Here is a 23600-nt window from a genome sequence, read left to right on the forward strand (position 1 = left end):
ACGCATCACTACATAGAGAAGCTCACCACTCACGGGTGGGCACAATGCAGGAGGAACCATCATGCAGAGGACAATTGTCAAAATCGCCGCCGCGGCCGTCCTGACTCTGGGCGCGACCGTCGCCACCGGCGCCCTGATGGCTACCCCGGCCAGCGCGAGCAGCCACGTCGGCACGATCAACGGCGACAGCGCGCCCGGCCAGACCAGCGGCATGGGTGGCACCATCAACGGCGACGGCAACCCCGGCGGCCACTAGAGATTTTCCGCTTCACGGGTGGGCATCTCTCGTACGAGAGATGCCCACCTGCCTTTCAGCACAACCTGTCGAGATCCACCACCAACGGCACTGGCAGTGCCGCCTCGTACTTGCCCGTGACAGTTCCGCCATCCATATAGCCGAAGCCCTCGGTCAGATGGCAGGCAGTGAGCGAGGTCGGTGGATCCAGGTCGATGATCCAGTACTGCCCAATGCCGGCGTCGGCATATTCAGCTCGCTTGACCACCAGGTCCATTCGTTTTGACCCAGGCGAGATGATCTCGACAGCCAAGAGAACCTCGGCCGCCCGGATCAACCGCTTGCGCCGACGCACCTCGTCCCGCACAGCGCGCTCAACGATGAACAGGTCAGGAGCCCTGACGAATCCTGGCTCGTCGGGAGCGGCGAGCTCCAGATCGACAGACGCATCCTGCATGACCCACAGGTCTCCCGGCAGCTGAGCCTTGATCTGGATCGCCAGCTCTAACGACGCGTCCACATGGTCATAGCCGGGTCGCGGCGACCTGAAGAGGATGCCTTCCTGAAGCTCCCAGGGGCGCAAAGCGTTCTGGGGAAGGGCCGCATACTCGGCAACCGTCAGCAGCTTGGCCAGCTGGTCCTCAGGAACCGGGAGTGCAGTCACAAATCCCTCCAAACGCTTGCCCAGAGCGTGGCACATTCCGAGCCGGCCGCCGGCTAGTTATCCACCGGCTACCTGTTGACCCAGGTCACAAAGGTAGCCCAACCGCCGGCCGGAACGAGCAGGACAGCGCCGGCCCGATTCTTGGAATCCCGGATCCCCACCACCTGTTCCCCGGATGCGACCTCGACACAGGAGGTCGAGTTGCCGCTGCGGATGCTTTTACGCCAAGAACCTACGGTAGTCATGTTGACTCCTTCGCCTGTCTGGTCACTTCATTGACTATTTGACCGATGAATTCCGCTGATTGCTGAGCGGACAACGCACTTGCCAGAATTGCTTCCCACGCGAGCTGATAGGCGTCGATATGCGGCTCCTCTTCCAGGAAAACGCTCAGAACCTTGTTCTCCAGATAGACCAAGGTCGAGTACGACTCGAACTCCATGATCACGAACGGGCTCTCCAGACCGGGATGCGCGCCCGCCGCGACCGGCACCACATGCACTGACACCCGCGACCGACGACACACTTCGGCAAGATGACGCAGTTGCGCGGCCAGCACCGCATATCCGCCGACCGGCATCCGCAACACCGGCTCGTACAACAAAACCTGGAGGTCGGCGCCCAGCGGTCGGCTGAGGATGCGCTGCCGATCCAGCCGCGCCGCGACCATCGTTTCGATCTCGGCGTCGGTACGTTGCCGGACGTCGGTCATCTGGATGACCGCCCGAGCGTAGTCGGGAGTCTGCAACAGGCCCGGAACGACAAAAGGCTCGTAGTTCCACAGTGCGGTGGCCATCTTTTCGAAGTCTATAAGCGCCTTCCATTGTTCAGACAACCCCCGCCCGTGGACTTCGACCCAGCCTGGTTTGCCAGCTTGCCTTACCATGTCCAGAATTTCCTCCCGGCGGGTGAACGAGACGTGGTAAAGGCCAAGCATGGCGGCGACTTCTTCGAGGTGCAGGCCGAGCTGACTGTTCTCGATCCGACTGATCTTGCTCTGCGAAACTCCCAGCGCGGAGCCGACATCGCCGGTGGTGAGCCCTCGCGCCCGGCGCAACCGGCGCAACTCCGACGACACTTGCCTGGATCGTACGGTCGGCTTGGCCTGTCCCGCCACTGCCCCTGTTCCTCCCCTCGTGATTGTCCGAAGAAAATTCCGGGGTGGCATAAACGTGCGCTCCCGGCCTTTCGCATGCCAAAGTAGCGGTCATCGCCGGAAATGCAAAGCGCAGCAGCGGCAACGATAAACGCTAGGAAACTGGAGGAAAGAAATGGATCCCGTATCAGTGGAACAACAGGCAGCGTTGCGAAAATGGACCGTCGAAGGTGAGGTCCCACTGGTCATCACCATTCACCGGCCGGCGGTGACCCTGCGGTGTGGCGACGGGCCCGAGGTGCGGCTCACGCCAAAGCAGGTGAACGCGCTTTGTTGCCAACTCGACGACGCCGAGGCGTACTTTCTCGAAGAGGCGCCACTGACGATCAGCTGACACCCGGTTGGGCCATTCGGGCAGAGCCGCACAACGGCATGCAACCAGTTCGCATGGGGTTCCCGTCTTGGAGGTGTCCACCCAACGCGGTGTGGACGCGATCAGGAGGATCACATGCGAAAGACCATTGCTCGTACGCTCACGATCAGCGCGTTGCTGGCACTTCCGTTCGCCGGCGCGACCGCGGCAAGTGCCGCGCCGGCGCACGCGCAGCCCAGCGCCGCGGGCATTAATGCGATCAGCGGAAACTGGGCCCGCGACCTGCAGGCGGACGACGGCCCGAACTTCGATCAGCTGACCGTGAAGAAGAATGGCTCGATTCGGCTCGGCGGCCAACCCGACAACCTCTACGACTGCACCGGCTCGGTCCGCGCGACTGGCAACAACCACTATCTCTTCAGTCTCCGTTGCCTGTCCGCGGGCGAGGTCTACTACCAGAAGGCCAAGGCGGAATACAGCCCCAAACACCGTGCCCTGACCATCCACATGGGACGGACCGAGACATTCCACCGCTGAATCGGCGCGGCGGACGTATATACCTGACCAGAACGACGATGCCGCAGTCCCGGACGGAAATGCGGCATCGTCGTAGTTGGCGCTTGGCTGCTCTCTCCCACTCACCAGAGTTCAATCCTGACAAATGGGACCGAAAAACGTCAAGCACGACCAACTCGGCAAGCCGGCGTACTCAACGTCGACTAGTTGTTCACCGTAGCCACCAACGCCTCACTCGGCTTTGGTTAGCAGAGCGCGCGCTTCGCAATAAGTAGCCCTTTTCCACAGGCGGCTTTCTTATCCACAGAAACGAAATCAGCGTCCCCGACTGTCGGTGGCAGCCAGTAAAATCGGGTTATGAGCAGAAAACGACGGCGACCGGAATTCACCGACCCCAACAAACAACCATGGCGCACCATGCCACCCAGCGGAGTTCCCTTGTCCATGTTGGAAGAACTCGACAGGTACGGCCGAGCCGACGCTGACACCGCGCTGGCCGCGGTCGAGACACTGGACAAGGTGATTTCGTATACCCAGGCGATGCAGATGCGGTTCATGGACCGCTTCACCAACGCCCGCCCAGCCGTCGGCGCACCATTCTCCAAATACGCGGCCGGTGAAATCGCCGCAATGCTGACCTGGAGCGTGCCCGCGGCCCAGAAGCGGCTGAATTTGGCGTACCAACTCGTCCACGAACTCCCCGGCACCATGACGGGGATGTCTCACGGTCACCTTGACCTGCGCAAGGCATTCACGTTCGCGGACCAAGTCGGCCACCTCACACCCGAAGACGCACAGAAAGTCGAAGAAAAGGTCCTGCCCGGTGCCGACTCCAAGACGCCTCGATCGATCCGAGACCGGGCACGGCGAGAGGTCATCAAAATCGACCCAGCCGCTGCCGAAGCCCGCCGCAAGAAACTGGTCGCCGAGAGGCGAGTAGAAAAACAACCCTGCGAAGACGGCATGGCTCTGCTGGGCGCTTTCCTGCCCGCCGAATCAGCGGAGGCGATCTACCGTCTTATCGACGCGATCGCTCGCAAGCTTAAAGCCAAAGACGAGTCCCGCACCATGGACGCGCTCCGCGCCGACGCTCTTACCGACCTTTGTCTGGGTGTGCCGAGCAACGTACGCACCAAAATCGAACTCCGCGTCGACGCCACCACCTTGATGGGCCTGGACGACAACCCCGCGATCCTCAGTGGATACGGGCCGATGACCGCGCAACGCGCCCGCGAACTCGCCGGCGACCAGAACAGCGAATGGTACCGAATCCTCACCGACCCCGTCAGCGGAGTGGTCATCGACCACGGCCGTACACGCTACCGCCCCACCAAAGCGCTACGCGACCTGGTCAACGCCCGAGACCAACGATGCTGCGGACCCGCCTGCAACCGGCCGGCGGCGACCTGCGAATTCGACCACACCACCCCCTTCCGCGACCCGGAAGGCAAAACCGCGTACGACAGCACCGGACCAGCATGCAAATTCCACAACGACATCAAAGAACACGGCTGGACCGTCACCCAGCCAACGCCGGGCCATTTCCTTTGGACCAGCCCCACCGGACGCACGTACGACGTCACACCCAACGACGAATACCCACCACCACCGTTCTAACCCAAGTCCGGTGAGTGAAGGAGCTGAAGTCGCGCAGGCAGGAATGCTTGAGGAATTGGACCGACTTGTGGATGCCAGTCGGCGGAGCGACCCGGAATCAGCGTGGATGTGGACGACCAAGTCAACGCGAAACTTGTTCGTGGAGTTGACCTCGCCGGGATTCAAAGTTCAGGGAATGGCACCGGACTGGAGAGCTCGACAAAGTCAACACCTACGACTTCCCCTCACTTGCCGACAGGAAAGCCATCCCCCATGGGTGTATGACACTACAAGGCCTTGGTGTTAAAGCGAGTTCAGATAAGTCAGGGTGACCACGGCCGATGTCACCGCGGCGGCGAAAACCGCCAGGCTGACGAACAACCAGGTGCGGCCGCCGCCGGCCCGCCGCACCCGCTGCCCCCACACACCGAGCGCGAGAGCCGCGAACCACCCCAGCACCGGGCCGAAAACAGCGGTGTTCAGCATCGAGCCGGACCGGCAGAGGAACGGACCCGGATTGTCGGCACAAACGTCAGTGAAGGTCAAGGACATCAGGGTCAGCAGCGGGATCAGGAACAATCCACCGACCAGCACGACCAGCAGTTCTCCCCGCATCGCAGTCCGCGCGAAAGTCACCGAAGTTCCGGCCATTTCCACCACCCCCGTGTCGACGAAATGTCAGTCTAGCGTCCGCGCCGGACGGTGAACTGGCGCGGCAGCAGCGCCCCGACCGCGATCAGCCAGACGAAACCGGGGAAACGGGCCAGCGGCAGCAGGATGGCCAGTGCTGGTACGACCAGGCTGAGCGTGGAGAACTCGGCGATGACGGCCAGCACCACTCCGAGAATGGCCACCCAGCGCGGCAGCATCCGAGTGAACAGCGCGACCACCGAAACTCCGGCCATGAAGAGGCCGAAGAAGACCACGTGCGCGGGACCGCCGGTGAGGAACGACAGGTCCTGCACCGCTCGTACGACAGCGGGGTCACCGAGCACCTCCGGCCGGGCCAGCGGCCAGGTCAGGATGCCGGACAGCATCAGAAAGACCGAGGCGGCCAAGCCGCCGGTCAGCGCGATCACCGATCCCGCGACGGCGACCCCGAAATGCCTTAGCCGCGCGTAGACCGTCGCGGTGAACAACATCAGCGGCACCGCGGCGGCGAACTGGAAGAAGCCGACGAGCAGGGTCGCGCTCTGGTGCTGCGTGAAATATCCCAGGATGCGGCTCGGGGCGTCGAACGGCGACGGGAACGTCGTACCGGCAACCACGGTCGACCCGATCAGACCAGCCAGGAAGAGCACCACGAACACGATGCCGACGGTCAGAAGCGGCGGGCCAGGCAGCGCTCGGGGTTGGTCGGTGGCCTGTTGAGGGGACGTTTCGGTGGACATTTGATCACCTCTCGAAAAAACGATTTTCTTGATGAACCATTCATAGCACGAACGATTGCGGGTTGCTACTGTTAGAGCATGGCGACTTCGGACTCCCCCGGCGGCCCCCCTGCGATGGGCGCCGCATTCTTGCTCACGCAGCTGGGAACGCACTGCGCGTCCAAGTTCGCCGAGCGGGTGCAGGCCATCGGCCTCACTCCGCCGCAGGTCGGCATCCTCGGTTTGATCGCGCGGGCCCCTGGACAGAGCCAGCAGTCCGTGGCCACCACGCTGGGCCTGCTGCCCAGCCGACTGGTCGCGTTCGTCGACGATCTCGAAGACCAGGGACTGGTGGAGCGGGTGCGCAGCAGTAAGGACCGACGGAACTACGCGCTGGAGCTGACGACCGCGGGCAAGCGCAAGCTGGCCGAGATCGGGAGGGTTGGCGCCGAACACGAAAAGGATATTTGTGGCGTTCTTAGCGAATCCGAACGTGCCGAGCTGATCGCTACCCTGCGGCGGCTCGCCAACGATCAGGGGCTCATCGCCGGTGTCCATCCCGGTTTTCGCAGCCTGAACCGCGCCCGCGGCGCCGAGGCGAGCTGACGTGCGGCTCGCTCTGCAAGGGGCCGCGCTCGGCCATGCCGAGTCGCTGATGTCCGGTGCGTACGCGCCGCTGACCGGCTTCATGTCGCGAGCCGACGCTTTCGCCGTGGCCGCCAACGGCACGCTCGCCGACGGCACGCCGTGGCCGGCGCCGGTCACTCTCGCCGGTGACACCGGTGACACCGCCGACGCTGGGGATCAGGTCGAGCTCAGCGACCCGGAGGGCGCGCCGGTCGCACTGCTGACGGTCACCGAGCACTGGGACGGCTTCCTCGCCGGCCCGCTGACGCCGTTGCGGCCTGTCTCTTATGGCGCCTTTCTATCGCTGCGCCGTACGCCCGCCGAGGTCGCGCTTCCAGCCGGCTCGATCGCCGTACTCGCCGACCGCCCCCTCCTCACCGATGACCTTCTCTCTCTCGACACCTCCGAGGCTTCTCGGTTGTTAGTGATGGTGCCGGCGATAGACGGGCAGGAAGCGCTGGTCAGGGCCGTAAGAGCCGGAGTCGCCGAGCTGACGGGGCCGGCCGAGTTGGTGGTCATACCGCTGCCCGACCCGACGCTGGCCGAGGTGGTGGCGCGGAACTACGGCGCTGCGCGGCTGATCCGGCTGCGGCGTACGGAAACGGTTGTCACCGCGGAAAAACTCCTGGCCGCGGGTGCGCGAATCCCGGCCGAGATCGCATCGGCGGCGGTCGCCGAGCAGCTCCGGCAGGTCCACCCACCGAAGGACCGGCGCGGGCTGGTCATCTTCTTCACCGGCCTGTCCGGCTCCGGCAAGTCGACAGTCGCCCGCGGCGTGGTCGACCGGTTACACGAGCGCGGCGGACGTACGGTCACGATGCTCGACGGCGACGTCGTACGCCGGATGTTGTCGCAGGGCCTGACCTTCAGCCGCGCCGACCGCGACCTGAACATCCGCCGGATCGGCTTCGTCGCCGCCGAGGTGGCCCGCCATGGCGGGATCGCGGTCTGCGCGCCGATCGCGCCCTATGCGGCTACCCGCGCCGAGGTCCGCGCGATGGTGACCGGGGCCGGCGGCGAGCTGCTGCTCATCCACGTCTCGACGCCGCTGGAAGTCTGCGAAGCGCGTGACCGCAAGGGTCTGTACGCCAAGGCGCGAGCCGGCCTGATCCCGGAATTCACCGGCATCAGCGACCCGTACGAGGCCCCCACCGACGCCAACCTCACCCTTGACACGTCCACCATGTCCGAACAGGCCGCCATCACCGCCGTCCTGACCCTCCTGGACTCCCACTCCCAGTAGCCGCTTTTGTCCGCATCGACGAAGTGGCGGAGCGACAGGCGTTTGGATACCGGATACAGTAATGGATAATTACGTGAGACTGTTCGTCCCATATATCCCACCTTCTCACTATGTGGACCGTTTCACGTGTTGCGTACGTCAATTTTGAGTAAAGGGAACTTTTGGATCGACTGTCCCGTATGACCTGTCGTGCGGCGTGATCATCACGTCTGTCTTCGGCCGGAAACGACGGGAAGGCGACCTACCCCATGACTTCGAGCGCGACCGTGGCGGGATGGCAGGACCAGGTCAGGAGCGCTCTGCGCTACGACGTACCGGCCTCACTGGTCGTCTTCCTGATTGCCCTGCCACTGTCGTTGGGCATCGCGGTCGCCTCCGGCGCACCGGTGGTGGCCGGGTTGATCGCGGCCGCGGTCGGCGGCATCGTGGCCGGTGCGATGGGCGGCTCGGTGGTTCAGGTCAGCGGGCCGGCGGCCGGGCTGACGGTGATCGTGGCGGAGATCAACCTGCAGTACGGCTGGGCCGTGACCTGCCTGATCACGCTCGCGGCCGGGCTCATCCAGATCGGGTTGGGCGCTGTCCGGGTGGCCCGTACGGCGTTGGCCGTCTCCCCCGCCATCGTGCACGGCATGCTCGCCGGCGTCGGCCTGACCATCGCGCTCGCGCAGCTGCACGTCCTGCTCGGCGCCCGGCCGCAGAGCTCGGCAATCGAGAATATCCTTGAAATGCCCGCTGAAATCCTGCGCCCGAATCCGCTGACCGCGGCGATCGGGCTGGCCGCGATCGCGCTGATGCTGCTATGGCCGCGACTTCCCTCGATGGTCCAGAAAATCCCGGCGGCGCTGATCGCGGTGGCGGTGCCGACCGCGACCGCGGCCGTCCTTGGTTGGGACGTGCCCCGGATCAGCCTGCCGGATCATCCGTTGCAGTCGTTCGCGCTCCCACAGCTGCCAGCCGCCGGACAGATCCAGGGTGTCATCCTCGCGGTGTTCACGGTGGCCCTGGTCGCCAGCGTCGAATCGTTGCTTTCGGCGGTGGCGGTGGACAAACTGCACGACGGGCCGCGGGTGAAACTTGACCGCGAGCTGATCGGGCAGGGCACCGCGAACGTGGTTTCCGGTGCACTGGGCGGATATCCGGTGACCGGAGTCATCGTACGCAGCTCCACCAACGTAAAAGCGGGCGCACGCTCGCGGGTGTCAGCTGTCCTGCACGGCGTCTGGATCGTCGCGGCCGTCGCCCTCCTGGCCGCCCACATCGAGCGCATTCCGGTCGCCGCACTCGCCGGGCTGCTGGTGGTGATCGGCCTGCAGTTGGTCAACATCAAACACATCCGGCACCTGCGGCATCATCGCGAACTGCCGGTCTACGTGGTGACGGTGGTCGGTGTCCTCGCGCTCAACCTGATCGAAGGCGTGCTGCTCGGTGTCGGCCTCACCGTGCTGATCGCGCTGCGCCGGCTCGGGCGTACGAGCATCCACACCGAGCGGTCCGGCGAACGCTGGCACGTCCGAGTGGCCGGCTCACTGACCTTCCTGTCGGTGCCGAGACTTTCCCGCGAACTGGCCGAAATCCCGGAGGGCGCGGCCGTCGACATCGATCTTTACGTGGATTTCATGGACCACGCGGCCTTCGACGCGTTGCATTCGTGGCGGCTCGACCACCAGCGGCGCGGCGGAATCGTGGACATCGACGAGATTCACGAGCGTTGGTATCACCCGTCCGCGGGCGGCACGCCTCCCCATCCCGCTGCCGAAAAAGCGCCGTCGCCCCGCTGGTTCGCGCCCTGGTCGACCTGGCAGAGCCAGCGGCCGGACGCCCGTACGAACGGTCAGCCCGCCGAGCTGGAGCCGCTGATGGTCGGCGCCCGCGACTACCATCGGCGGGCCCGCCGACTGGTGCACCCGTATTTGCGCAAACTCGCCCGCGAAGGCCAGCGACCCGCGCAGCTTTTCCTGACCTGCGCCGATTCGCGGATCGTGCCGAACCTGATCACCGCGAGCGGTCCCGGCGATCTTTTCACGTTGCGGAACATCGGAAACCTGGTGCCGGCTTGCGGGTCAGCGGACCGGTCGGTGGGCGCCGCCATCGAGTACGCGGTGGAAGTGCTGGGCATACGGCTGATCACCGTCTGCGGGCATTCCGGTTGTGGCGCTATGAAAGCGCTCGCGAGCCCATCCGATCCGGCCGACCTCGGGCCGGCCAGCGCACTGTCGGACTGGCTCGGCTACGCGGCGAGCAGCCGGGAGCGCTGGCTCGCCGGTGATCCCGACTCGGATTCGGTGGAGCGGCTCTGTCACGTGAACATCCGTGAGCAGCTGGACAACTTGCTGACTTATCCCACCGTACGGACGAAAGTCGCGGCCGGTCAGCTGCGGCTAGCCGGTCTCTATTTCGATATCGACGGCGCCGAGGTGTTTTTGCTCGACCAGACCGGCGACAGCTTCCACTCGATCAACCGTCCCATCGAGACGTCGATGACTGCCCTTCGGTGACCGCGGAAGCTATCGTGAGGCGATGCGACTTTCCTCGTACAGAGCCGTTTCCAACCATCTGGCACTGCTCAGTGATCGGCAGGTCGCCGAGCTGGTGGCTGGGGCCACGCCGGCCGGCAGTGGCATCGGAGGCGCCCGGGCGACGCTGGAAGTCGAAGGAGTCCAGGTTTTCGTCAAGAAGGTGCCACTGACGGATCTGGACAGGCAGCCGGAGAATCTTCGTTCCACCGCTAACTTCTACCGGCTGCCGACCTTCTACCAATACGGCATCGGGTCGACGGGTTTCGGCGTCTGGCGCGAGCTGGCCGTCCATGTGATGACCACCAACTGGGTGCTTTCCGGCGCGTACGAGGGATTCCCACTGATGTACCACTGGCGAGTGCTGCCCGACGATCCGCAGCCGCTACGCGATGATCTGGCCGACACCGAGAAGGCGGTTGGCTATTGGGGCGGATCGGCGGCCATTGGCGAACGACTGGAAGGGCTTCGCGGCGCATCTGCGTGTGTCGCGATTTTCCTGGAATATCTGCCACAGCAGCTGGACGAATGGCTTGCCATCCAAGTGGCCAGCGGCCAGGTGGACGCGGCTTGCGAGATGGTGGAACGCGAACTGGCCGCGGGCATCTCCTTCATGGAGTCGCGGGGTCTGTTGCATTTCGACGCGCATTTCAGCAATATTCTCACCGACGGTGAGCGGATCTTTTTCACTGACTTCGGGTTGGCGATCAGCACTGGATTCGACCTTTCCGCGGCTGAACGGGAGTTCTTCGACGACCACCGGACATATGACTGGTGTTACGCGATGACCCATCTCGTACGCTGGCTGATCGCCACCTTCCACGGCGTGGAGTGGGGCGCCCACCAAGCCTTTCTACGCGACTGCGTCGAGGGCCGAAACCTGGACGACGTACCGAAATCGGTGGCTGTGCTGATCCAGCGGTACGCGCCCATCGCCGACGTGATGATGACGTTTTTCAAGAAGTTGCAGTCAGGAAGCAGGGCAACGCCCTACCCGGTGCAGGAGATCGCGTTCACTTTGGCTGCAGGAGGTCGATAAAGTCGGCCACCAGCGGAGTCGGGCGCTTACGGTGCACCAGGTGGACCTCTCGCGCGGCCCGAGTGCCGACCAGGTCGCCGACCGCGATCCGGTTGTCCCGGCGGCTGGCCAGAATGCTGGCCGGCACCAGCGCGATGCCCAACCCGGCCGCCACCAGCTCCAGAATCACCTCGTAGTCGGTTGTCTCGTACGCCACGTGCAAGGCCAGATCGCCGGCGAGCGTCTGCAGGCAGGTCCGGTTCGCCACTCCGCGGGCACTGGAGATCCACTGGTCGCCGGCCAGGTCGGCGAGGCGGTTCCGACTGCCCGCGCGCGGATGGCCGGCCGGCATCGTCAGCCGCAGCCGGTCCAGCAGCAACCGCTGCCGGTGCAAGCCGGCCGCGTCCGGCAGCGCCACGCCCGGATAGCGATGGGTGATGAGAACATCCAGGTCACGGGAGGTCACCAGGCCATAGCCGGCCGGCGGTTCGAGGTCGAGCAGGGACAGGTCCGCGGCCGGATGGCGACGGCGTAGGGCCGCGAGCGCGCGCGGCACGAGCGTCTTGCCGGCGGTCGCGAACGTACCGATGGCGAGCCGTTGCGGCGCCCTGCCGGCCGCCGCCGCGACCGCCACCTCCGCATCGCGCAGCTCGCCGATCACCCGCTCGCCGTGCTGGACCAGCACCTCACCGGCAGATGTCAGCCTGACGCCGGTAGGCCCACGGTCGAGCAGCGCCGAGCCCACCTCACGCTCCAGCTTCGCCAGCTGCTGCGACAACGCCGACGGTGTGAAGGACATCCGCTGCGCGGCCGCCGCGATCGACCCCGCGTGCGCCACCTCTACCAACACCCGCAGGCGGGCCACGTCCATTAAGCGCTCCTAATGTCTGACCAGGAAACGTCACTAGCGATTATGGCTGGTTTTCCTCCATGGTGGGTCCATGACAACTTGCGTGAATGTCCCCACCGCGGCCGACGTGGCAGCGGCGGCCGAGCGGATCCGGCCGTACGCGCGACGGACTCCAGCAATGCGCGTGGAAATCGACGGGCGGCCAGTGATCCTGAAGCTGGAACACCTGCAGCGCAGCGGATCCTTCAAACTGCGGGGCGCCTTGAACGCGTTGCTGACTGCGCGTCCTGCCCGAGTTATCACTGCTTCCGGCGGAAACCATGGCCTCGCGGTAGCCACCGCGTCGGCGCTGCTCGCACTGCCTGTGACCGTCTACGTACCGGAAACAGTGCCGACCGCGAAGGCCCGGCGCATCGAAGCCGCCGGCGCCCGGCTCGTACGACACGGCTCGACCTATGCCGAAGCAGCGGCGGCCGCCGTTATTGAGGCGCGTACGCAGGGAAGTCATTATGTGCACGCCTACGACGATCCTTCGGTCATCGCCGGCCAAGGCACCGCGGCCGCCGAGGTCATCGAGGACTTCCCGGGCGTCGACGCCTTTTATGTGGCGGTTGGCGGCGGCGGACTCGCCGCCGGAACCGCGGTGGCGATTGGCGATCGTACGACCGTAGCCGTGGAACCGGAAGGCTGTTGCGCGCTGCACCGCGCATTGAAGGCCGGCGAACCCATCGATTCTCCAGTCGACTCGGTGGCTTCCTCCGCGCTGGGCGCCACTCGTACGGGCGCATTGCCATTCGCGGTGCTTAATAACAAGAAGACGACGTCTCTTCTGGTAAGCGATAAGGAGCTGATCGAAGCCCGCGATTATCTGTGGGAGGAATATCGGCTCGCGGTCGAACCAGCCGCCGCGGCACCTCTCGCAGCATGGTTGAACGCGCGCTTATACAACGCGTTGCCATGCATCATCCTTTGTGGCGCGAACACCGACTGGCTACCGCAAGATTGACATTCGCACAGGTTCCCTTTTCTCGCTTGAAAAATGTCGGTGGTGTGCTCTAACGTCTGCCGCGATCACAAGAACGTACGCATAAAGAAAGTGGTGAGCACCGGAGGGGGATCACGGTGCCCACCACTTGTCTTTGGGATGGTTAACGACCGCCAGTACGAGCACGGAGGTCGAGTTCGATTTCCTCCAGGCTGCGGCCCTTGGTTTCCGGGACGATGCGCTGGACGAGGAAGAACAGGACCACGCTGATCGCGGCGAAGATGAACACCGAGTTGGACAGGCCGAGGCCCTTGTTCATCGCTGGGAAAATGAACGTGATGGCGAAGGTGGCCGCCCACAGTGCGACGCTGCTCGTGCCCATGCCGATGCCACGAACCTTGAGCGGGAAGACCTCGGCCATCATGACCCAGACCACCGCGCCCCAGCCGAGTTCGTAGCCGGCCAGGTAGATGATCAGCAGAATGAGTGTGGTCAGGCCGACGGCGGTGTGGTTGTGGATGACCAGAATGGCCACTCCGAGCAGCCCGAGGGTCAGTGCCATGCACGCACTTCCCAGCAACAGCAACGGTTTGCGGCCCCAGCGGTCGACCATGAAGATGACCCACGCGGTGAACGCGACCTTGACCGCGCCGAGCACGATCGCGGCGAGCAGGGAGGTGCCGTTGGTGAAGCCGAGGTTGGTGAACATCTGCGGTGCGTAGATGTTGATCGCGTTGACACCGGACAGTTGCTGACCGACGGCCAGCAGCAAGGCGACGATCAGTGCCGGCTTGGCCCATTTCGTGACCAGGTCACGCAACCGGCCCTGCCGCTCGGAGTCGAGCTGGATCACCTCGCGGATGTTGGCCAGCTCGGCCTCCACGTCGCCGGCCCTGTTCGTACTCGCGAGCACCGAACGGGCCTCATCGTCGCGGCCGGCCTTGAGCAACCAGCGGGGCGTCTCGGGCATACCCAGCATGCCAAGGAAAAGAACAACCGCGGGAATCAGCGCGGCGGCGAACATCGCGCGCCAGTTGGCCGACGGGGTCAGAGCCCAGTCGACGATGTAAGCCAGCAGGATGCCGGAGACGATCATCAGCTGGTTCAGGGTCGAGAGAGCGCCACGGATCCGGGCCGGGGCGAGCTCGGACAGGTACGTCGGCACGGTGGCCGACGAGCAGCCGACGGCGATGCCGACGATGAACCGGGAGATCACCAGGACCGTCACGTTCGGCGCGAACGTACAGCCCAGAGTGCCCAGCGCGAAGATCACCGCGGCCAGCATGATCGTCTGGCGGCGGCCGAGGCGGTCGGTCAGACGGCCGGCGAAAATCGCGCCGACCACCGCGCCGGCGGCCAGGCAGCCGCCGACCACGCCCTGTTCGAACGTACCCAACTTCCAGATCTTGTTGACGAACAACAAGACACCAGAGATAACGCCAAGGTCATAGCCGAAAAGGATGCCGCCCAGGGCTCCGAAGAAATAGAACAGCCAGGTGCTGGTGAATAAGCGCCTCGCTGGCGCAGCCGTCGCTTGTTGCACGTCGAATCCGCCCTCGTCTCGTTCCGCTGCCCGGTGGACGTACGGCCGCCCCGGGTGCCAGATAGTGCCGATGCCATCACGAACGGTGAGTCGTACACGCCGTCCACGCTTGGGCTGTGCCAACGGTCACATGACACAGACCTGAAGACAAGATGCCAGGGCGAAGTAATTCTTGAATATGAACACAATTCAGATACATGAATACACATTCCGTGCCCGATGCGGGTCAATAACGCATCCCATGTTTACCAACGAGACCCACGACCCGTGGCACCCATCACACTAGCGCCAGCCGCCTCGCCACTCGTATTCCAGCACGCTGTAGAGGTCCGAGTCCCGCCAGCCCTCGCGAGCGAGGACGTTCTCCCGCAGTTGGCCCTCGTACGACATGCCGAGTTTGGCCAGCGGTGCGGCTGGGTTTTCGTCGAGTGCGGGATTTTGTGCCGCACTCGACGTCGAGTGCGGGATAAAGTCCCGCACTCGGCGTCGGGCCGGTGGGATCGGGGCGCATCAGCGTTGCGGACAAAACGGCGGGAGGGTGACTGTGAGTTAGGAGGAGGAAAACCGGGAGCGGAGGCAGGCGGCAGCGAGGGCGGCGGTGGAGAGGGCGCCGCGGGCGTACCGGGGGGCGAGGCGGGCGGGGGCCTGGGCGATCCGGGCCACCCATTCCATCCCGGCGGCGCGCATGAAGGCGGGTGCGCGGCGCTCGTTGCCGGCGAGGAAGCCGAACCAGCCGCCGCAGGTGAGCACGAGCGTGGGCGGCAGGCGGTCGAGCCACTGCATCACCCAGCGCATCTCGGCGGGCGCGCCGAGGCCGACGATGAGCGCGTCCGGGCGGGCGGCGCGGAGCCGGTTGACCACCGGGGCCCAGTCCGGCTGGTAGCCGTGTTCGGCAACCACGATCTGTGCCCGCAGTTTCTCGGCGAGCACCGCCCCGGCCTCGCCGGCGAGGCCGATCGGGCCGCCGATCAGAGCCAGCCGCAGCGGCCGGCCCTGCCGGGTTTCCAAGCGGCGCAACACGTCCCAGCCGAGGTCGGTGGTCACCGACCGGCCGATGACGCGGGCGCCGGCCAGTCGGGCCAGTCCGACCACCGAAGCGCCGTCGGCGTAGATCACGTCGGCCTTTCGCATGGACGCCACGAAATCGGCGTCAGTGCGGTGGTTAAGGCCGCCAACATGCAAGGCGAAGGCCAAATACGGCCGGGATGGCACCGCGGCGACCGCGGACCGGGCGATGTAGTCGGCCAGCGGCAGTCGGGGCAGGTCGACCACCGAGAACGGGCCGACCGGTACGCGGGCCGGCTCGGCCTCGTCCGGCAGTCGCGGCACCGGGGAAATCTGGCCGGTCCGGGCCGAAGGCACAGCCGACGGTCCGATCGGAGGCAGCGTCGAAGAAGCCATCACAACACCTGTTACGTCTGGAAGGCGAACATCGCGGACGACTGCCAGTTGCGGCCGTCCACGCCGGGCCCGGACACCACGGCCGGTCCGGAGGTGACCGTGCCGTACGACACGGACATGCAGCGCAGGTTGGCGTCCGAACTCACCGAATAGCAGTAACGTCCGCCCGCGTAGAAACCGGATTTCACCTGCCCGAAAGCCGAACTCGTGCCGGCGGTGAACCGGAGCGCGCCGACCACGTCACTCTGGGCGGTGAAATACCGGTAATAGAGCTGATTCTGGCCAGCCAGCGTGTAATAAAGCCGGCCCTGATGGAAATACATCGAGGTGATCGACTGTACGTCCTGGTGCCAGTCCTGGTCGGCGACCACCCGGTCCGCGCCGGTCACGCCCACCTGGCCACCGAATGCGCCACCGCCAAACGCCCGGCGGACCAGCTGCCCATTCGACTGTCCGATGTAGACTTGGCCGTTCAGCATGAACGAGCCGCGTACGTCGGACCAGTTGATCCCGCCACCGGCGCCACCCATCGTCTGGGTGATTTTGCTGCCGTTAAACGTGAAGCTGCCGCTCGCGTACGGATTCGAGCCACCCTGCTTGTAAACCTTGGCAGGCAGGCCCGGAGCAGCCGTTCCCCGTACCGAAAAGCCACCACTGAGCGGCATGAAAGCGATCCGGGCGTGATATTGGTTGGCGATGTGGTCGGTGTCGCTGGCCACCCACAGCCCAGCAGAAGTCGCGAGCAGGTCCAACACGCCGACACCGAGCGGATTCCTGGTCGGATTCCACGTGAAGGGCAGGCCGTTGGACGGGTCGAGTGCGGAGATGCCCGGCCGGGACACCGCGCCGGCGGCCTCCGCGTTGTTGCCGTTCGGGTTGTTCTCCCAGCGAAAATGCCCACCAAGATAGATCGCGGTGCCGGTCACCACCACCGAATAGGCCGTGTCGCCGCCGGTGAAGTCCACCCAGCTGGGCCGCAGGCCACCGCCGGTCGAGGACGTTTCCCAGCGAGCCGACTCGTCACAAGGTGAGTCGGGGCCACGCGGGCCGCCGGTGGTGACGACCACGAAATAGCCGCCGTCCGGCGAAAAGCTGACGTTGCGCATGATCGACGGGAACTCGTCGTCACAGGCCTGGTCGTAGAAATCGGTGGCCCACCAGGCCAATCCGGCCTGCGAGCCGGTGGTCGTCAACTGCGCGATCTGGGCCCGGGCGTAGCCGTTGATCGTGTTGAAACTGCCCACCGCGACCAGCCGGGTGCCGGCCGGATTGACGTCCATTTTGGTCACCTGCAGCGGCGCGCCGTCCTGCGGCTCGGCGAATTTCAGGCTCATGTACGGCAAATAAGCGCCGGTGGTCGGGTTGACGGTGGCCAGCGCCGGCTGCGCCACCCCACCGACCTTGGTGAATCGGCCGGCTACCCAGAGCCGACCGCCGACCAGTTTCAAGTCGGTGACGCCGCCATCGAGGCTGGGCGTGAAACCGCCCATCACCGCGCCGTCGCTCAGCCGTACGCGGGCCAGGCCCGGCCGGGCGACGCCACGGACGGTCTTGAAATAGCCGCCGACGTAAACCGTCTGGCCGTCGCCGGCCGACTGCACCTTGGTGACCTCGCCGTCGGTGCCGGGGTTGAACGCGCTGAGCGCGCCGGTGGTGGCATTGAAGGCGAGCAGGTGCTGGCGGGTCACTTTGGCGCCACCGCCGGCGTTCTGCGCCTGGGTGAACGTGCCGCCGAGGATGACCGTGCCGCCCACCTGCGCGATCGAGTCGACCTGACCGTCCAACACGTTCGGGGTGTACGACGCCGGGCCGGCGCTGACGACCTTGCCCTGCGCCGCCTGCGAGGCGTGTGCGGCGGTCGCGAGGCCGCCGACCGAGGCCGCGCAGGTGAGCGCCACCAGGGCGGTGAACACCCGGCGAGCCCAGCTGCCGAACACGCTGCGCGATCGATCGTCCACAGTGACTCCTCCGCACGTTGCCCAACTCGCCCGGCTTGACGGCAAATATTATCCACTCACCGTCGCGGCCAGAGTACGTAGTGTCGTGCACACTACTCGGAGCGACCCGGCGGGTCGCGTAGGCTCTCCCGCCGGCGGACCTATGGCCAACGGCGACCTGTGGGGGCGGATGTGCGTACGACACGACGGCGGTCACTGCCGGCGGGCTGGCCACTGTCGGTGGCCTTCCTCGGCTACCCGCTCTGGTGGGCGCTCGGGGTCGGCGAGTTCGTGTTCCTGCTGGCGGCGGTGCCGCTGGCGGTGAGCCTGCTCAAACGCACCGGCTGGCGGCGGCTGCTGGCGCCGCGCGGTTTCGGTTGGTGGCTGCTGTTCCTCGCCGTGGTGGTGGCCAGCGCCGCCGTCCTGACGACGTACGCGCCCGGGGCCGTGCCCGAGCCGGGTTCGCCGCTGACCTTCGGCTACCGGGTGCTCTGGTACGCGGCGGTGACCGTCGCACTGCTGTACATCGGGAACACCGAAGAGAAAACCGTCAGCGACCTGCGGATTTCTCGGCTGCTGGGCTACATGTTCGTGGTCACCACCATCGGCGGACTGCTCGGTGTGGTGGCACCACACCTGGAATTCCGTTCCCCGCTGGAAATGTTGCTGCCACATTCGGTGTCCAGCAAGGAATTCATGCACGTGATCGTGCACCCGGCCAGCGCTGAGGTGCAGAACGTGCTCGGATATGTCGAGCCTCGACCAAAAGCGCCGTTCACGTACGTCAACTCCTGGGGCGCCAACCTGTCGTTTTTCCTGCCATTCTTCCTTTATTCGTGGTGCCGCAAAAACTCCGGTTGGCGCCGGTACGTGGCACCGCTCGTCCTCGCGACAGCGGCCGTTCCCGTCGTCTACTCGCTGAACCGCGGGCTCTGGATCGCGCTGGCGGTCGGCGTCGCGTACGCGATCTTCCAGCTCGCCCGGGCCGGCCGGACCTGGGTGGTGGGAGCGGCCGTCAGCGCCGTGTTGGTGGTGGCCCTGCTCGTCGTCGTCTCGCCGCTCGGCGAGCTGATCAACGAACGGCTGCAGCACCCGCACAGCAACAACCGGCGATCCGCGCTCGCGGTCGCCACCGTCGATTCGATGATGCGGGGCTCGCCGCTGCTGGGCTTCGGCAACACCCGGGACGTGCAGGGCAACTTCTTCTCGATCGCCGGCTCCGGCACGCCCGACTGCCCCGCCTGCGCGGTGCCGCCGCTGGGCACCCAGGGCCACCTGTGGCTGCTGCTGTTCTCGCAGGGCCTGATCGGCACCCTGCTCTTCCTGGCGTTCCTGCTGATCCGCGGCCGGTACGCGTACCGGAGCCGAGATCCGATGGCGGTCATCGCGCTCGCGCTGCTGATTTTCTTCGGGATCGAGATGTTCGTGTACGACGTTCTCGGCCCGCCGGTCTTCACCCTGATGCTCGCTCTGGGGCTGGCCTGGCGGGCCGAGCGAAGAGCTGGAATCGGACAGGGCAAAATACTCGAAAACACTGCAATACCGCTTCAAGTACATCGAGGCACCACAGTTCCGGCGAATGGGGATGCCGCAATGCCCTCGAACACTGGGACCTCCACCCGTACGAAGCCTCGCCGGCTGACCGGAGTGAGGGGGTGAGCGACATCGACGCGGACATCGGGCTCGCCGCACTGCCGGACAGTCCAGCGATCGCGATCCTCGACGAGCGGCTGTCGAACCGAGCCGCCGTGGACCTGGCCCGGGTGGCTCGCCGGCTGTGGCCGGAGCCGTCGCGGGTCGAGGTGGCATCGCGTCGTACGCCACTGCCGTCGGACCGGCGGCCGGTTCGCGAGCTGGCCTTCGTGCCCAATGTCCGGGAACCGCGGATGCTGGTGCCGGCCGACCTGCCGCGAGCCGCGTCCGGCGCGGTCCGCCGGTTCAGCGCGGGCCTGAGCCGTACCGAACACCTGACCCGGCTGGCCGCTGGCCTCGCGCTCCGGCTACCCGGCGCCGGCCGGCTGCTCGCGGACCGGCTGCGGATCAGCTCGGCCGGGCACTGCGCGGAGAACATCGAGACCCACCTGTCCGAGCTGCTGGGCATGCCGGTGCTGGTCAGCATCGGGGTCGGCGCGCTGCGGGCGAACCAGAAGCCGGTTCTGCAGGTCTTCGACCGGACCGGCCGGACAGTGGCCTTCGTGAAGGTCGGCGACGGCCCGATCTCACGGCAGTTGGTAGAGCGCGAAGCGCGCGCGCTGCGCGAGGTGACCAGCCGTTGCTGGCAGCGGCTACGGACGCCGACGGTCGTGCACGACGGCGGCTGGCGCGACCTGCGATTGCTGGTGGTCTCCCCGGTGCCGGCGGCCAGCCGGCCCCGGCTCGGCCGGCCCAGCGGACCACCGGTCGCGGCGATGGCGGAGCTGGCCGCCGGCTTCGACAGCGGCGTGTGCCCGGTCGCCGACAGCCCACTTTTCGTACGACTGCGGGAAACCGTCGACACGCTGACCGACGGGCACCACGCCGAGGAGCTGCGGCTCGCGCTGGAGAAGATCGCCAATCGCTGCGCGGACGTGCGGCTGCCATTGGGCGGCTGGCACGGCGACTGGACGCCGTGGAACATGTCGGTACGCGGCCAGCAGGTCGGGCTGTGGGACTGGGAACGGTTCGACACCGGCGTACCGGTCGGCTTCGACCTGATGCATTTCCTGGTGCAGGCGGCCGCCCAGCGGCACGGCATCAGCGCGCCGGTGATCGAGCGCGCGGTGACGCTCGCCGGGCAGCGGCTCGGGCCGGACGGCGACCTGATTGGCACGCTCTACACGGCCACTATCGCGGCCCGCTATCTCTATGCGGCGCAGGCCGCCACCGGGGCGCCGCTGCGCGAGCAGGCCCGGCTGATGCTGCGGATCGCCGGCCGGCGCGCCGGCTCGGTGGAACCAGATGTCCAAGGACGGTGCCGATGACCGCTCTGCTCCCCCGCCTGCGGCGCTCCGCGCCAGCTCCGATGCGGGCCGCCGGCCAGAAAATGGTCCGCTCGGTCGGCCGGCTCACTCCGGCCGTACGGCTGCTGCCGACTTTCCTGGTGGTGGGCGCGCAACGTGCTGGCACCACCACCCTGCACCGGCTGCTGAGCGGACATCCGGCGATCAGCCCGCCACTTTTCCACAAGGGCACCAACTTCTTCGACCTCTGGTACGACCGCGGCTGGTCCTGGTATCGGGGTCACTTCCCGGTCCGGTCGCTGGCCCGGGCGCGGACGCACTCCGCCGAGCCGGTCACCTTCGAGTCCTCCGGCTACTACATGTTCCACCCGCTCGCAGCCGGCCGGATTGCCCGTGACCTGCCCGAAACCCGGCTGGTCGCGCTGGTACGCGACCCGGTCGAGCGGGCCTATTCGGCGTACCGGCACGAATTCGCCCGTGGCTTTGAGACCGAGGCGGACTTCGGTCGCGCGCTTGAGCTCGAGGACGAGCGGCTTTTGGGGGAAGAGCACCGCATCCGGGAGGATCCGGCTTACCAGAGCTTCGGCCACCGGCACCACGCCTACGCCCGGCGCAGCCTTTACACCCCGCAGCTGCGCCGGCTGCGGGACGCGGTGAGCCCCGACCGGCTGTTCACGCTGGACGCGGACGCTTTCTTCGCGGAACCGGAGAAACAGTTCGTACGCCTGCAGGAATGGCTCGGCCTGCCGGTGTGGATCCCCGAGGTTTTCCCGAAACTCAACGCCCGGCCGGGCCGGCCGCTGCCGACCGATCTTCGGCAGCGTCTGATGAACGGATTCGAGGCGGCCGATCAGGAGCTGGTCGAGTTTCTCGGCGATGTTCCGAGCTGGCGACGATGAATCCGAGCGTCCCGGTCGCCGACTACCTGCGGATCTCGCGTCGCGGCGGGGCCGTCGTCCTGGGCGGCGCACTGGCCGGGCTCCTCGTCGGCGCCGCTGTCCTGCTGGCCCAGCCGGCCACCTTTCGGGCCACCGTCACGGTTTTCGTCGCCGACGCGCCGGTCACGGTGGCGCCGCCCGGCGACGGCACGCCGAAGTGGATCACCGTCGACACCGAGGCTCGCCGGGTGACGCAGACCGGCGTACTGGCCGGCATCATCCGGGCCACCGGCGATCCCGATCCGGCCGACCGGCTGGAGGTGGGCGCGGTGCCGGGCACGAAGGTTCTCACCATCGGCTACCGGTCCGGTTCGGCCAGCGGGGCCAGCGCTGGCGTACGAGCCGCGGCCACCGGATATTTGGCCGCTCGGCAGGCATTTCTCAGTCAACGGCAAACCACCGCGATCGCCGGACTGGGTGGCAATGTCGACCGGCTCACCGTCGAACTCGCCGCGACTCCCAAGACGCCGGCCGGAAAAGCGGCCCGGCAGCAGCTTTACAACCGTATTGGCCAACTGCAGACCGCGATGGTCAACAGCGCGAACCTCAGCGCCTATCCGGGCGAGGAACTGCGCGGGCCGCAGGTGAGCGCGGACGGCGACGCCAACCGGCCGACCGCGCCAGCTTCGGGGGCCGTGCTCGGCGCACTGGTCGGCCTTGGGCTGGCCCGCCGGCGTACCGACTCTGGCGCCCGTCGCCCCAGAAAATCCCTTTGGGGAAACAAAACCCGCACCACGAAAGGCAAGAAATAGATGACCGCACTGACAACGAGCGTCGTCGTGGCCACGCACCGGCGGCCCGAGCTCCTACGCGCGGCCGTACGATCGATCCTCTCGCAGGACTGCTGTGGCCCGGTCGAATGCGTCGTCGTTTATGACCGCTGCGAACCGGAAATCGGGCTGGCGCAGGAGTTCGCGCCGCTGGGGCCGGACCGGTCGCTGGTGGTCATCGCGAACGACCGTACGCCCGGCCTCGCCGGCGCCCGCAACGCTGGCGTGGCGGCGAGTTCGGGGCAGCTGCTGGCTTTCTGCGACGACGACGACAGCTGGCGGCCGGACAAGCTCAGCCGGCAGATCGCGCTGCTGCAGCAGGGCAACCACGACCTTGTCGTGTGTGGCATCGAGATCCGTTACGGGACGGGAAAACAGGAGCGTACGCACGTTCGGATCCCGCGCCAGGAGGACCTCACGCTGGCCGAGCTGGCCCGTCGCCGGGTGATGGAGGCGCACCCCTCGACAGTGCTGGTGACCCGCGAGGCCTTCGCCCGTATTGGTGAGGTGGACGAAAAACTGCCCGGCAGTTATGCCGAGGACTACGACTGGATGCTGCGGGCGGTGGCGCATTCTTCGGTGGGTACGGTCCCGGAGCCGCTGGTCCACGTGCTGTGGCATCGCGGTTCGTACTTCGCCGATCGATGGCAGACGATCATCGACGCGTTGGACTACTGCGTCGACAAGCATCCGGCGCTACGGAACAGCTCGCGCGGACTTTCCCGGATCTACGGCCAAAAAGCGTTCGCCTACGCGGCACTCGGGCAGCGCGCGGACGCCCGCCGGTGGGCGATCCGATCGCTGCGGCTGCACCCGACCGAGCAGCGCTCGTACCTGGCGATTCTGGTCAGCGCGCGAGTCGTGTCGGCGGCCACCGTGCTGCACCTCGCGCACACCGCGGGTCGGGGGATTTGAACGGGTTGGGGCCGATAGGGGGTCGGTCGAATTGTCCTTATCCATACCGGAACAATGCGGTAGGTGACTGC

Annotated in this window: 24 protein-coding genes; 14 read left to right on the forward strand and 10 right to left on the reverse strand. The window is 66.2% G+C overall.

The window, feature by feature from the left end:
* Positions 1 to 61: 61 nt before the first annotated feature.
* Positions 62 to 256 (forward strand): hypothetical protein, encoded by a 195-nt coding sequence (locus ABD301_RS20775; RefSeq protein WP_344311935.1) that lies wholly within the window; start codon positions 62 to 64, stop codon positions 254 to 256.
* 55 nt (positions 257 to 311) lie between these two features.
* Here the strand turns inward: ABD301_RS20775 and ABD301_RS20780 are convergent, their stop codons facing one another.
* The 3 genes from ABD301_RS20780 to ABD301_RS20790 all read right to left on the reverse strand — a co-directional run bounded on the left by ABD301_RS20780 (position 312) and on the right by ABD301_RS20790 (position 1977).
* Complete coding sequence (locus tag ABD301_RS20780; RefSeq protein WP_279581164.1) at positions 312 to 899, reverse strand: Uma2 family endonuclease; 588 nt, start codon at positions 897 to 899, stop codon at positions 312 to 314.
* Between the two features lie 68 nt (positions 900 to 967).
* Complete coding sequence (locus ABD301_RS20785) at positions 968 to 1144, reverse strand: DUF397 domain-containing protein (protein ID WP_163569573.1); 177 nt, start codon at positions 1142 to 1144, stop codon at positions 968 to 970.
* Positions 1141 to 1977, reverse strand: a complete 837-nt coding sequence (locus tag ABD301_RS20790; RefSeq protein WP_344311939.1) for a DUF5753 domain-containing protein — start codon at positions 1975 to 1977, stop codon at positions 1141 to 1143. The genes ABD301_RS20785 and ABD301_RS20790 overlap by 4 nt, the downstream gene beginning before the upstream one ends.
* Before the next feature lie 193 nt (positions 1978 to 2170).
* Between ABD301_RS20790 and ABD301_RS20795 the strand changes: the two genes are divergently transcribed.
* The 3 genes from ABD301_RS20795 to ABD301_RS20805 all read left to right on the forward strand — a co-directional run bounded on the left by ABD301_RS20795 (position 2171) and on the right by ABD301_RS20805 (position 4501).
* The gene (locus ABD301_RS20795) at positions 2171 to 2389 is read left to right on the forward strand and encodes a hypothetical protein (protein ID WP_163569571.1); all 219 of its coding nucleotides are present in this window, start codon (positions 2171 to 2173) and stop codon (positions 2387 to 2389) included.
* Positions 2390 to 2503: 114 nt separating this feature from the next.
* Entirely contained in the window at positions 2504 to 2905 is a 402-nt protein-coding gene (locus ABD301_RS20800) for a hypothetical protein (RefSeq protein WP_344311941.1), read from the forward strand.
* A gap of 336 nt (positions 2906 to 3241) precedes the next feature.
* A complete protein-coding gene (locus ABD301_RS20805; RefSeq protein ID WP_344311942.1) occupies positions 3242 to 4501 on the forward strand; it encodes a DUF222 domain-containing protein in 1260 nt (419 codons plus the stop codon).
* A gap of 282 nt (positions 4502 to 4783) precedes the next feature.
* On the opposite strand, the gene ABD301_RS20810 is transcribed toward ABD301_RS20805, so the two are convergent.
* Both ABD301_RS20810 and ABD301_RS20815 read right to left on the reverse strand, forming a co-directional pair.
* Positions 4784 to 5131, reverse strand: coding sequence for a hypothetical protein (locus tag ABD301_RS20810; protein WP_344311943.1), 348 nt, complete (start codon positions 5129 to 5131; stop codon positions 4784 to 4786).
* 32 nt (positions 5132 to 5163) lie between these two features.
* The gene (locus ABD301_RS20815; protein WP_163569566.1) at positions 5164 to 5871 is read right to left on the reverse strand and encodes a DUF4386 family protein; all 708 of its coding nucleotides are present in this window, start codon (positions 5869 to 5871) and stop codon (positions 5164 to 5166) included.
* A gap of 78 nt (positions 5872 to 5949) precedes the next feature.
* On the opposite strand from ABD301_RS20815, the gene ABD301_RS20820 reads away from it, so the two are divergent.
* The 4 genes from ABD301_RS20820 to ABD301_RS20835 all read left to right on the forward strand — a co-directional run bounded on the left by ABD301_RS20820 (position 5950) and on the right by ABD301_RS20835 (position 11272).
* Positions 5950 to 6456, forward strand: coding sequence for a MarR family winged helix-turn-helix transcriptional regulator (locus ABD301_RS20820; RefSeq protein WP_344311945.1), 507 nt, complete (start codon positions 5950 to 5952; stop codon positions 6454 to 6456).
* Position 6457: 1 nt separating this feature from the next.
* Positions 6458 to 7720, forward strand: a complete 1263-nt coding sequence (gene cysC / locus ABD301_RS20825) for an adenylyl-sulfate kinase (RefSeq protein WP_344311947.1) — start codon at positions 6458 to 6460, stop codon at positions 7718 to 7720.
* A gap of 248 nt (positions 7721 to 7968) precedes the next feature.
* Positions 7969 to 10215: a SulP family inorganic anion transporter gene (locus ABD301_RS20830; RefSeq protein WP_344311949.1), complete on the forward strand. Its 2247-nt coding sequence runs from the start codon at positions 7969 to 7971 to the stop codon at positions 10213 to 10215.
* Between the two features lie 22 nt (positions 10216 to 10237).
* Complete coding sequence (locus tag ABD301_RS20835) at positions 10238 to 11272, forward strand: protein kinase family protein (RefSeq protein ID WP_344311950.1); 1035 nt, start codon at positions 10238 to 10240, stop codon at positions 11270 to 11272.
* Here ABD301_RS20835 and ABD301_RS20840 read toward each other — a convergent pair.
* The gene (locus tag ABD301_RS20840; protein WP_344311951.1) at positions 11247 to 12122 is read right to left on the reverse strand and encodes a LysR substrate-binding domain-containing protein; all 876 of its coding nucleotides are present in this window, start codon (positions 12120 to 12122) and stop codon (positions 11247 to 11249) included. The two genes, ABD301_RS20835 and ABD301_RS20840, sit on opposite strands and share 26 nt — an antisense overlap.
* A gap of 70 nt (positions 12123 to 12192) precedes the next feature.
* Between ABD301_RS20840 and ABD301_RS20845 the strand changes: the two genes are divergently transcribed.
* Positions 12193 to 13107 carry a serine/threonine dehydratase gene (locus ABD301_RS20845; RefSeq protein WP_163569563.1) on the forward strand — a complete coding sequence of 305 codons (915 nt, stop codon included), beginning with the start codon at positions 12193 to 12195 and terminating at the stop codon, positions 13105 to 13107.
* Between the two features lie 142 nt (positions 13108 to 13249).
* Here the strand turns inward: ABD301_RS20845 and ABD301_RS20850 are convergent, their stop codons facing one another.
* From ABD301_RS20850 to ABD301_RS20865, 4 genes are all read right to left on the reverse strand, one after another.
* Entirely contained in the window at positions 13250 to 14629 is a 1380-nt protein-coding gene (locus tag ABD301_RS20850) for a sugar porter family MFS transporter (protein WP_344311953.1), read from the reverse strand.
* A 282-nt stretch (positions 14630 to 14911) separates the two neighbouring features.
* On the reverse strand, positions 14912 to 15109 hold the full coding sequence (locus ABD301_RS20855) for a GNAT family protein (RefSeq protein WP_344311955.1): 198 nt from the start codon (positions 15107 to 15109) through the stop codon (positions 14912 to 14914).
* A gap of 69 nt (positions 15110 to 15178) precedes the next feature.
* Positions 15179 to 16030 (reverse strand): WecB/TagA/CpsF family glycosyltransferase, encoded by an 852-nt coding sequence (locus ABD301_RS20860; RefSeq protein WP_344311956.1) that lies wholly within the window; start codon positions 16028 to 16030, stop codon positions 15179 to 15181.
* Between the two features lie 11 nt (positions 16031 to 16041).
* On the reverse strand, positions 16042 to 17988 hold the full coding sequence (locus ABD301_RS20865; RefSeq protein ID WP_344311959.1) for a hypothetical protein: 1947 nt from the start codon (positions 17986 to 17988) through the stop codon (positions 16042 to 16044).
* 171 nt (positions 17989 to 18159) lie between these two features.
* Here ABD301_RS20865 and ABD301_RS20870 point away from each other — a divergent pair, with 171 nt between their 5' ends.
* The 5 genes from ABD301_RS20870 to ABD301_RS20890 are packed head-to-tail and all read left to right on the forward strand — an operon-like array spanning position 18160 to position 23529.
* A complete protein-coding gene (locus ABD301_RS20870) occupies positions 18160 to 19626 on the forward strand; it encodes an O-antigen ligase family protein (RefSeq protein ID WP_344311961.1) in 1467 nt (488 codons plus the stop codon).
* Positions 19623 to 20927 carry a phosphotransferase gene (locus ABD301_RS20875; RefSeq protein WP_344311962.1) on the forward strand — a complete coding sequence of 435 codons (1305 nt, stop codon included), beginning with the start codon at positions 19623 to 19625 and terminating at the stop codon, positions 20925 to 20927. Before ABD301_RS20870 ends, ABD301_RS20875 begins: the two co-directional genes overlap by 4 nt.
* Positions 20924 to 21805, forward strand: a complete 882-nt coding sequence (locus ABD301_RS20880) for a sulfotransferase family protein (protein WP_344311964.1) — start codon at positions 20924 to 20926, stop codon at positions 21803 to 21805. The genes ABD301_RS20875 and ABD301_RS20880 overlap by 4 nt, the downstream gene beginning before the upstream one ends.
* Entirely contained in the window at positions 21802 to 22596 is a 795-nt protein-coding gene (locus ABD301_RS20885) for a GumC domain-containing protein (RefSeq protein ID WP_344311965.1), read from the forward strand. Before ABD301_RS20880 ends, ABD301_RS20885 begins: the two co-directional genes overlap by 4 nt.
* Complete coding sequence (locus ABD301_RS20890) at positions 22597 to 23529, forward strand: glycosyltransferase family 2 protein (protein ID WP_344311967.1); 933 nt, start codon at positions 22597 to 22599, stop codon at positions 23527 to 23529.
* The last annotated feature ends 71 nt before the right edge of the window (positions 23530 to 23600 follow it).

Source organism: Fodinicola feengrottensis, from assembly GCF_039530045.1.
Taxonomy (GTDB): domain Bacteria; phylum Actinomycetota; class Actinomycetes; order Mycobacteriales; family HKI-0501; genus Fodinicola; species Fodinicola feengrottensis.